This window comes from Streptomyces sp. NPDC057743, from assembly GCF_042798755.1.
In the GTDB taxonomy this organism is placed as follows: domain Bacteria; phylum Actinomycetota; class Actinomycetes; order Streptomycetales; family Streptomycetaceae; genus Streptomyces.
The window spans coordinates 1-7,770 of record NZ_JBHVJX010000083.1 but is presented as its reverse complement, the minus strand read 5'-3'; the positions used below and the strand labels follow the sequence as shown (position 1 = coordinate 7,770).

The following is a 7,770-nucleotide window of genomic DNA, read 5'->3' as shown; positions in this document are numbered from 1 at the left end:
GGCACACACGCACCCGCACGCAACCACGGCGTACGGGCCCGTGCCTCGGTCAGCATCGCCGCAAGCTGCACCGGCCCGCACGTCCGCTTCTCGCCCGTCGCCCTGTTGTGCTGATGGACGGCCTTGGCCTTGGCCACGCACTCATTCCAGACCCAGCGGCACCGGTCCCACTCGGCTTCGAGTGCGCGCCGGGCCGACATCGACAGACGCACACGGAAGGTGTACCGGGCAAACCCGGCCACTCCCCTGATCGCTTCCGCCGTCATGCACCCGAAACTACCTGAGAGGACTGACAGTTGAGAGATTCTGTCCCCCACGGGCTCCCTCACCCCGATATGGGGTGGACGTTGATCCATCCTGTCGGCGAATCGACTTTCCCTGCCCCGCTCACGCGGGAACTTCGTTTCTCCCCCACAAGCGGGAGGTATCCTCACCCCCACATCAAGGTGGGCGTATCCACGAAGGGGACTTGATGACCGCCCGCATCGACCACCTCGTCACCTCCGGGACGTTCTCCCTCGACGGCGGCACCTGGGACGTCGACAACAACGTGTGGATCGTCGGCGACGGCTCCGAGGCCGTCGTCATCGACGCCGCCCACGACGCCGACGCCATCCTCCGGGTCCTCGACGGACGCACCCTGCGCGCGATCATCTGCACCCACGCGCACAACGACCACATCGACGCGGCCCCGGCGCTCGCCGCCCGCACCGGCGCGCGGATCCTGCTGCACTCCGACGACCTGCCGCTGTGGAAGCAGACCCACCCGGACACCGCCCCCGACGGGGACCTGTCGGACGGTCAGGTGCTGACCATCGCCGGCACCGACCTGACCGTGCTGCACACCCCCGGTCACGCGCCCGGCGCGGTCTGCCTCCACGCCCCCGACCTGAAGGCCGTGTTCACCGGGGACACCCTCTTCCAGGGCGGCCCCGGCGCCACCGGCCGCTCCTTCTCCGACTTCCCGACGATCATCGACTCGATCCGCGACCGGCTGCTGACCCTCCCCCCGGACACCACCGTCCACACCGGCCACGGCAACTCGACAACCATCGGCACGGAGGCCCCTCACCTGGCGGAGTGGGTGGCACGGGGGCATTAGGGGGCGGGCGGATGCGGCCTGGGGGGTCTCCAGGAGGAATCCCTCTCCGGAAGATCGCTTCTCCGGAGGGTCGCTTCTGCTCTGAGGAACGCTTCCCTGAGGGGGCGTGCGAACGCATCCCGTAGGGGACGCACGAGCCCCCTGCGGGGCCTCAACGCACCGAAGGCGCAAGGTATTCCGCGGACGAGCGCCCATGGGGGTCCCGTGGGGGAGACCCCTCGGGGCTAGGCGAACGCATCCCGTAAGGGGCGCGCGGGCCCCCTGTGGAGCCTCAACGTACGGGAGGCGCAGGGTATTTCAGAGGGGCCAGGGGGATCAGAGAAAGGGGCGGAGGGGATCGGAGCGGATCAACGGGATCGGGGGATCGAGCGGGATCAGAGGGGATCGAGGAGGACCGGGGGCTGGGGGATCGAGGAGGACCGGGGGCTGGGAGACCGAGGGGCAGAAGAGGTCAGTGAGAGAGAGCCGGAGGCGCAGCAGGTTTCAGGTGCCGGTGGCCGTTCGTTGGAGGATGCGGGCGGCTACCGCTGCGGAGTCGACCAACGGGTGCAGGGCCAGGGCCCGTAGGGCGGCGTCGCGGTCCTTGAAGAGGGCGGCGTCGACCGTGGCGCGCTCGACCGCCTTGAGTTGGAGCATCAGCCCCAACTGGTCCTCGCGCAGCGGCGCACAGGGCAGCGGTCGGGCCCCCTTGGCGGTCACCTCGCAGACCGTCTCCACGATCGCGTCCGACGGCAGTTGCGGCACCGTCGTCCCGTTGCGGACGTTGAGGATCAACCGCCGTCCGGAGTCGCCCGCGATGGCGTGCATCAGGGCCAGCGCGACCCGGTCGTAGCCACCGCCCTCCAGGTCCGCGCTGTCCCGCTGCCAGCCGCCGGTGGCCTGGCGGCTGTGCGCCATGTACGTCTCCTCGCGCTCCAACCGGGTCCGCTCCCACAGCTCGTACACCGCGTCCGGGGAGCCGGCCGTCGCGGCCCGTTCGAAGAAGCCGCCCTGCTGCCGGTCCAGGAATTCCCCGCGGGTCTGCGCGGTGTCCCGTACGGAGTGCAGGGTCTCCCGGCGGAAGTAGTAGTAGTGCAGGTACTCGTTGGGGAGGGCGCCCAGGACGCGGAGCCAGTCCGGGCCGAAGAGTCGCCCCTCCTCGAAGGAGCCCAGGGCCGCCTCGTCGGTCAGCAGGGTGGGCAGCACATCGGAGCCGTCCAGGGTCAACGAGCGCAGCCAACCCAGGTGGTTGAGGCCCACGTAGTCGTAAGCGGAGCGGGTCGGGTCCTCCAGGGCCGTCGGGTCCGCGCCTAGCGCGCGAGCCGCCCGGCGCACCAACCCCACGGGGGAGTCGCAGATCCCGATGACCCGGTCACCGAGCACCTGCGCCATCGCCTCGGTCACCATCCCCGCGGGATTGGTGAAGTTGATGACCCACGCCCCCGGGGCGAGCGCCGCGACCCGTTCGGCGATGTGCAGCGCCACCGGGATCGTCCGCAGCCCGTAGAGGACGCCGCCCGCGCCGACCGTCTCCTGGCCCAAGACGCCCTCGGACAGCGGGATTCGCTCGTCCCGGATGCGGCCCGCGGTGCCGCCGACGCGGATGGCGGAGAAGACGAAGTCGGCGCCCGTCAGCGCCGCGTCGAGTGATTCCGCCACTCGTACGGGTACCGCTTCGGTACGGCCCCGCGCCAGCCGGGCCAGCACGTCGGAGATCACCGCGACCCGTCGCGGATCGGTGTCGTACAGCGTCAACTCGGAGACGGAGCGTGTCGGATCGTCGAGCAGCGCGCGGTACACGAGCGGGACCCGGAAGCCGCCACCGCCGAGAATGGAGAGCCTCATGGGGCGGAACGTACCGCAGCATCAGGCACACTGGCGGCACGAGTTGCGTAGGAGAGGGGCGAGCGCGGTGAACAGTGGCCGACGCGATGTGCAACCGCCCGCGGGGCCGGCCGCCGTGCCGCCCGGGCTCGATCCGCTGGCCGGGGTGCGCCGCGAGGGCGATCCGCCCACCGACGTCTACCTCACCGGCACCGTCTTCCTCGACATCATCTTCACCGGCCTGGACACCGCCCCGGTCCGCGGCACCGAATCCTGGGCCCGCGGCATGGGCTCCAGCCCCGGGGGCGTCGCCAACATGGCCACCGCGCTGGCCAGGCTGGGGCTGCGCACCTCCCTGGCCGCCGCGTTCGGCGACGACATGTACGGCGAGTACTGCTGGGAGGCGCTGGAGCGGGGCGAGGGCATCGACCTGTCGCTCTCCCGCCGGGTGCCCGGCTGGCACTCCCCGGTCACCGTCTCGATGGCCTACGAGGGCGAGCGCACCATGGTCTCGCACGGCCACCAGGCCCCGCCGCCGGACTTCGTCTTCGACGGCCGGCACGCTCCCGGCTGCCCGCCGCCGTCCCGGGCCTGCGTCGCCTCGCTCGTGCCCGGCCGCCGGGAGGGCTGGCTGGGCTGCGCGGCCGGCCGCGGCAGTCGGCTCTTCGCCGACGTCGGCTGGGACGACTCCGGCCGCTGGGACCCGGCCGACCTCGCCGACCTGGAGCACTGCGAGGCGTTCCTGCCCAACGCCGAGGAGGCGATGCGCTACACCCGCACCGACTGCCCGCGCACCGCCGCCCGCAAGCTGGCCGAGCGGGTCCCGCTCGCCGTGGTCACCCTCGGCTCCGAGGGCGCCTACGCGGTGGACTCCGGCAGCGGCGAGACCGCCGAGGTGCCCGCCATCGTCGTGGAGGCGCTGGACCCGACCGGCGCCGGGGACGTCTTCGTCGCCGGCTTCGTCACCGGCACCCTCGCCGAGTGGCCGCTGGTCGATCGGCTGGCCTTCGCCGGACTGAGCGCCGCCCTGTCGGTGCAGGAGTTCGGCGGCTCGCTCTCCGCTCCCGGATGGGCCGAGATCGCCGCCTGGTGGCGCCGGGTCCGGGCCTGCGACACCGAGGCCGGCGCCGGACTGCGCCGCCAGTACGGGTTCCTGGACGCGGTGCTGCCGGCCCCCGGCGCGGCCGTCGGCACCCCCGGCGGGACCGACGCCGCGCGCCCCGCCGCCCCGTCCCCGCTGGCCCGCGCGGTCCCCACGATCGGCTTCCGCCGGCCGGCCTGAACGGCGCCGCAGAGGGCGCCTGCGCCCGTACGGAACGTACCCGCGGCATCGCCCACGGCGACGGGCGTGCTCGACGCCCCTCCGCGCCCGGCATCGCACGGAAGCGCCGCCCGGCGGGCGGGAGTTGAGGAGCCCGCCCCGAGCCGGCCGGCCTCGCGCCGCGGGCCGGGGCGCCCCCGCATCCCCGCCCGCCGGAAAAGCCGGCCGGCGTGTCAGTGGCCCGTCGTACTCTGGTAGCGCAAGGAGCCAGTGCGGATGCCTTCCTGAAGGGCCGCACCTGTGATGAGCAAAGGATGGGGGTTGAGCAGGCCACCCGGCCTACCCATGACGCAGACACCCACACGAGCGCAGGCGAGCGCCCAGTTCACGGTCCCGGCCAAGCACCCGATGGTGACGGTCCTCGGATCCGGCGACGCGCTCCTGCGTGTGATCGAGGACGCCTTCCCCGCCACCGACATCCACGTCCGCGGCAACGAGATCAGCGCGGTCGGCGACGAGCGGGAAGTCGCCCTCGTCCAGCGCCTTTTCGACGAGATGATGCTGGTGCTCCGCACCGGACAACCGATGACGGAGGACGCAGTGGAGCGCTCCATCGCCATGCTGCGCGCGGCGGAGAACGGCGACGGAGCCCCCGAGACCCCGGCAGAGGTGCTCACCCAGAACATCCTCTCCAACCGCGGCCGCACCATCCGCCCCAAGACGCTGAACCAGAAGCGCTATGTCGACGCCATCGACAAGCACACCATCGTCTTCGGGATCGGCCCGGCCGGCACCGGCAAGACGTACCTGGCCATGGCCAAGGCCGTGCAGGCTCTCCAGGCCAAGCAGGTCAACCGGATCATCCTGACCCGTCCCGCGGTCGAGGCCGGCGAGCGCCTGGGCTTCCTGCCCGGCACGCTCTACGAGAAGATCGACCCCTACCTCCGCCCGCTCTACGACGCCCTGCACGACATGCTCGACCCCGACTCCATCCCGCGCCTGATGGCGGCCGGGACGATCGAGGTGGCGCCGCTGGCGTACATGCGCGGCCGGACCCTCAACGACGCCTTCATCATTCTCGACGAGGCGCAGAACACCAATCCCGAGCAGATGAAGATGTTCCTCACCCGGCTCGGGTTCGACTCGAAGATAGTCATCACCGGCGACGTGACCCAGATCGACCTGCCGGGCGGCACGAAGAGCGGTCTGCGCCAGGTCCGGGAGATCCTGACCGGCGTCGACGACGTGCATTTCTCCGAGCTCACCAGCAAGGACGTGGTCCGGCACAAGCTGGTCGGCCGTATCGTCGACGCCTACGAGAAGTACGACAGCCGCAACGGCAAGTAGCCCGCGCTGCGCGATTCAACAGAAGCGAGACCCACTTCCCCATGTCGATCGACGTCAACAACGAGTCCGGCACGGACATCGACGAGCAGGCGATCCTCGACGTCGCCCGCTATGCCCTGGCCCGGATGCGGATCCACCCGCTCTCCGAGCTGTCGGTCATCGTCGTGGACGCCGAGGCCATGGAGCAGCTCCACCTCCAGTGGATGGACCTGCCCGGCCCGACGGATGTCATGTCCTTCCCGATGGACGAACTGCGGCCGCCGGCCAAGGACGAGGAGGAGCCCCCGCAGGGGCTCCTCGGTGACATCGTGCTCTGCCCGGAGGTCGCCGAGAAGCAGGGCGCGGCGGCCCCGACGGCGCACAGCATGGACGAGGAGCTCCAACTGCTGACCGTGCACGGCGTGCTGCACCTGCTCGGCTACGACCACGAGGAGCCGGACGAGAAGGTCGAGATGTTCGGCCTCCAGGCCGCGATCATCGACGGCTGGCGGGCGGAGCACGGGATCACCGGCCCCTCGCCGGCCCCGACCGTCACCTGACGGGGCCCGCCATGACCACCCTGATCGCCGTCGCGGTACTGCTCGTCGTCATCGCCTGGCTCGCCGCCTGCGCGGAGGCCGGGCTGACCCGGACGACGAGCTTCCGCGCCGAGGAGGCGGTCCGCTCCGGCCGCCGCGGCAGCGCCAAGTTGGCCGCGGTCGCCGCCGACCCCACCCGCTACCTCAACCTCGCGCTGCTGGTGCGGGTCGGCTGCGAGGTGGCCGCCGGCGCCCTGGTCACCTACGCCTGCCTGCGCGCGTTCGACACGACGTGGCAGGCGCTGACCGTCGCCATCGCCGTGATGCTGCTGGTGTCCTACGTCGCCGTCGGCGTCTCCCCGCGCACCATCGGCCGCCAACACCCGCTCAACACCGCCACCGCCGCGGCGTACGTGCTGCTGCCGCTGGCCCGGGTGATGGGCCCGGTGCCGCAACTGCTGATCCTGCTCGGCAACGCCCTCACCCCCGGCAAGGGCTTCCGCAAGGGCCCGTTCGCCTCCGAGGCCGAACTGCGGTCGCTGGTGGACCTCGCCGAGAAGGAGTCGCTGATCGAGGACGAGGAGCGCCGGATGGTGCACTCGGTCTTCCAACTCGGCGACACCCTCGTCCGGGAGGTGATGGTGCCGCGCACCGACCTCATCTCCGTCGAGCGCTTCAAGACCATCCGCCAGGCGCTCACCCTCGCGCTGCGCTCCGGCTTCTCCCGCATCCCGGTGACCGGCGAGAACGACGACGACATCGTCGGCGTGGTCTACCTCAAGGACCTCGCCCGCAAGGTGCACATCAGCCGGGACGCGGAGACCGAGCTGGTGTCCACGGCGATGCGCCCGGCGGTGTTCGTCCCGGACACCAAGAACGCCGGCGACCTGCTGCGCGAGATGCAGCGGGACCGCAACCACGTCGCGGTGGTGATCGACGAGTACGGCGGCACCGCCGGCATCGTGACCATCGAGGACATCCTGGAGGAGATCGTCGGCGAGATCACCGACGAGTACGACCGCGAACTGCCGCCCGTGCAGGACCTGGGCGCTGGCCGGTACCGCGTCACCGCCCGGCTGGACATCGGCGCGCTCGGCGAGTTGTACGGGCTGGCGGAACTGGACGACGAGGACGTGGAGACGGTCGGCGGGCTGCTCGCCAAGCAGCTGGGCCGGGTCCCGATCGCCGGGGCGACCGCCGAGATCGACCTCTCCGACGACGCCTCGGACCCGGACCTGAAGGCGCTGCGGCTGATCGCCGAGTCGCCGGCCGGCCGCCGCAACAAGATCGTCACGGTGCTCTGCGAACCGGTCCGCGCGGCTGCGGAGGGTGACGGCGACCGTCGCTGACCACCCGCCCACCCTCCTCGCGCCCGCGGCCAAAAGGCCGCGGGCGCCCGCAATTCCGGGCCCCTCGGCCCCGCACCACAACTGATCGCCAGTGCACCGGAAATATCCTCAAAGCCATGTCCGGGAGCGCTGGATTCCCTCGCTGAGCCCGTGGAAGGATCTTCGAGTCGATGGCCGAAGAGCCGGGTGCCCCGGTACAGGGGAGCGGGGCAACCGATTCTTTGGCCTTCCCACGTAGCCGGCTTTCCCGCCGCGCGGGTTGCTGTCTTTGCGCCTGCGGCGCGGGCACTGTTGTCCGCTGCGCGGGGCGGGGCGAGTTGTGTTGTCCGCTGCGCGGGGCTGTCGGGGTGCGGTGACGGTCCTCCGGGGTGGGGGTGCCAGACTGCTTCG

6 protein-coding genes and 1 pseudogene are annotated in these 7,770 nt (G+C 71.5%); 5 read left to right on the top strand and 2 right to left on the bottom strand.

Annotated elements, in window-relative coordinates:
* Positions 1-266 (bottom strand): annotated as a pseudogene (locus ACFVFQ_RS38035) (RNA-guided endonuclease TnpB family protein); the annotation flags it as partial.
* Positions 267-472: 206 nt separating this feature from the next.
* Between ACFVFQ_RS38035 and ACFVFQ_RS38030 the strand changes: the two are divergent.
* The gene (locus ACFVFQ_RS38030) at positions 473-1,102 is read left to right on the top strand and encodes an MBL fold metallo-hydrolase (protein WP_383425241.1); all 630 of its coding nucleotides are present in this window, start codon (positions 473-475) and stop codon (positions 1,100-1,102) included.
* A gap of 483 nt (positions 1,103-1,585) precedes the next feature.
* Here the strand turns inward: ACFVFQ_RS38030 and ACFVFQ_RS38025 are convergent, their stop codons facing one another.
* Positions 1,586-2,926: a 6-phospho-beta-glucosidase gene (locus ACFVFQ_RS38025; protein ID WP_383425239.1), complete on the bottom strand. Its 1,341-nt coding sequence runs from the start codon at positions 2,924-2,926 to the stop codon at positions 1,586-1,588.
* A 67-nt stretch (positions 2,927-2,993) separates the two neighbouring features.
* Here ACFVFQ_RS38025 and ACFVFQ_RS38020 point away from each other — a divergent pair, with 67 nt between their 5' ends.
* The 4 genes from ACFVFQ_RS38020 to ACFVFQ_RS38005 all read left to right on the top strand — a co-directional run bounded on the left by ACFVFQ_RS38020 (position 2,994) and on the right by ACFVFQ_RS38005 (position 7,380).
* The gene (locus ACFVFQ_RS38020; protein ID WP_383425236.1) at positions 2,994-4,187 is read left to right on the top strand and encodes a carbohydrate kinase family protein; all 1,194 of its coding nucleotides are present in this window, start codon (positions 2,994-2,996) and stop codon (positions 4,185-4,187) included.
* A gap of 324 nt (positions 4,188-4,511) precedes the next feature.
* On the top strand, positions 4,512-5,513 hold the full coding sequence (locus tag ACFVFQ_RS38015; protein WP_383425234.1) for a PhoH family protein: 1,002 nt from the start codon (positions 4,512-4,514) through the stop codon (positions 5,511-5,513).
* A 41-nt stretch (positions 5,514-5,554) separates the two neighbouring features.
* Positions 5,555-6,052 (top strand): rRNA maturation RNase YbeY, encoded by a 498-nt coding sequence (gene ybeY / locus ACFVFQ_RS38010; RefSeq protein ID WP_383425232.1) that lies wholly within the window; start codon positions 5,555-5,557, stop codon positions 6,050-6,052.
* 11 nt (positions 6,053-6,063) lie between these two features.
* Positions 6,064-7,380, top strand: a complete 1,317-nt coding sequence (locus tag ACFVFQ_RS38005) for a hemolysin family protein (protein ID WP_383425230.1) — start codon at positions 6,064-6,066, stop codon at positions 7,378-7,380.
* Positions 7,381-7,770: the final 390 nt, after the last annotated feature.

Bases quoted from the DNA above. Each gene is read 5' to 3' on its own strand.
- ACFVFQ_RS38030 (WP_383425241.1), top strand. From the start codon at position 473: ATGACCGCCCGCATCGACCACCTCGTCACCTCCGGGACGTTCTCCCTC.
- ACFVFQ_RS38025 (WP_383425239.1), bottom strand. From the start codon at position 2,926: ATGAGGCTCTCCATTCTCGGCGGTGGCGGCTTCCGGGTCCCGCTCGTG.
- ACFVFQ_RS38015 (WP_383425234.1), top strand. From the start codon at position 4,512: ATGACGCAGACACCCACACGAGCGCAGGCGAGCGCCCAGTTCACGGTC.
- ybeY (WP_383425232.1), top strand. From the start codon at position 5,555: ATGTCGATCGACGTCAACAACGAGTCCGGCACGGACATCGACGAGCAG.
- ACFVFQ_RS38005 (WP_383425230.1), top strand. From the start codon at position 6,064: ATGACCACCCTGATCGCCGTCGCGGTACTGCTCGTCGTCATCGCCTGG.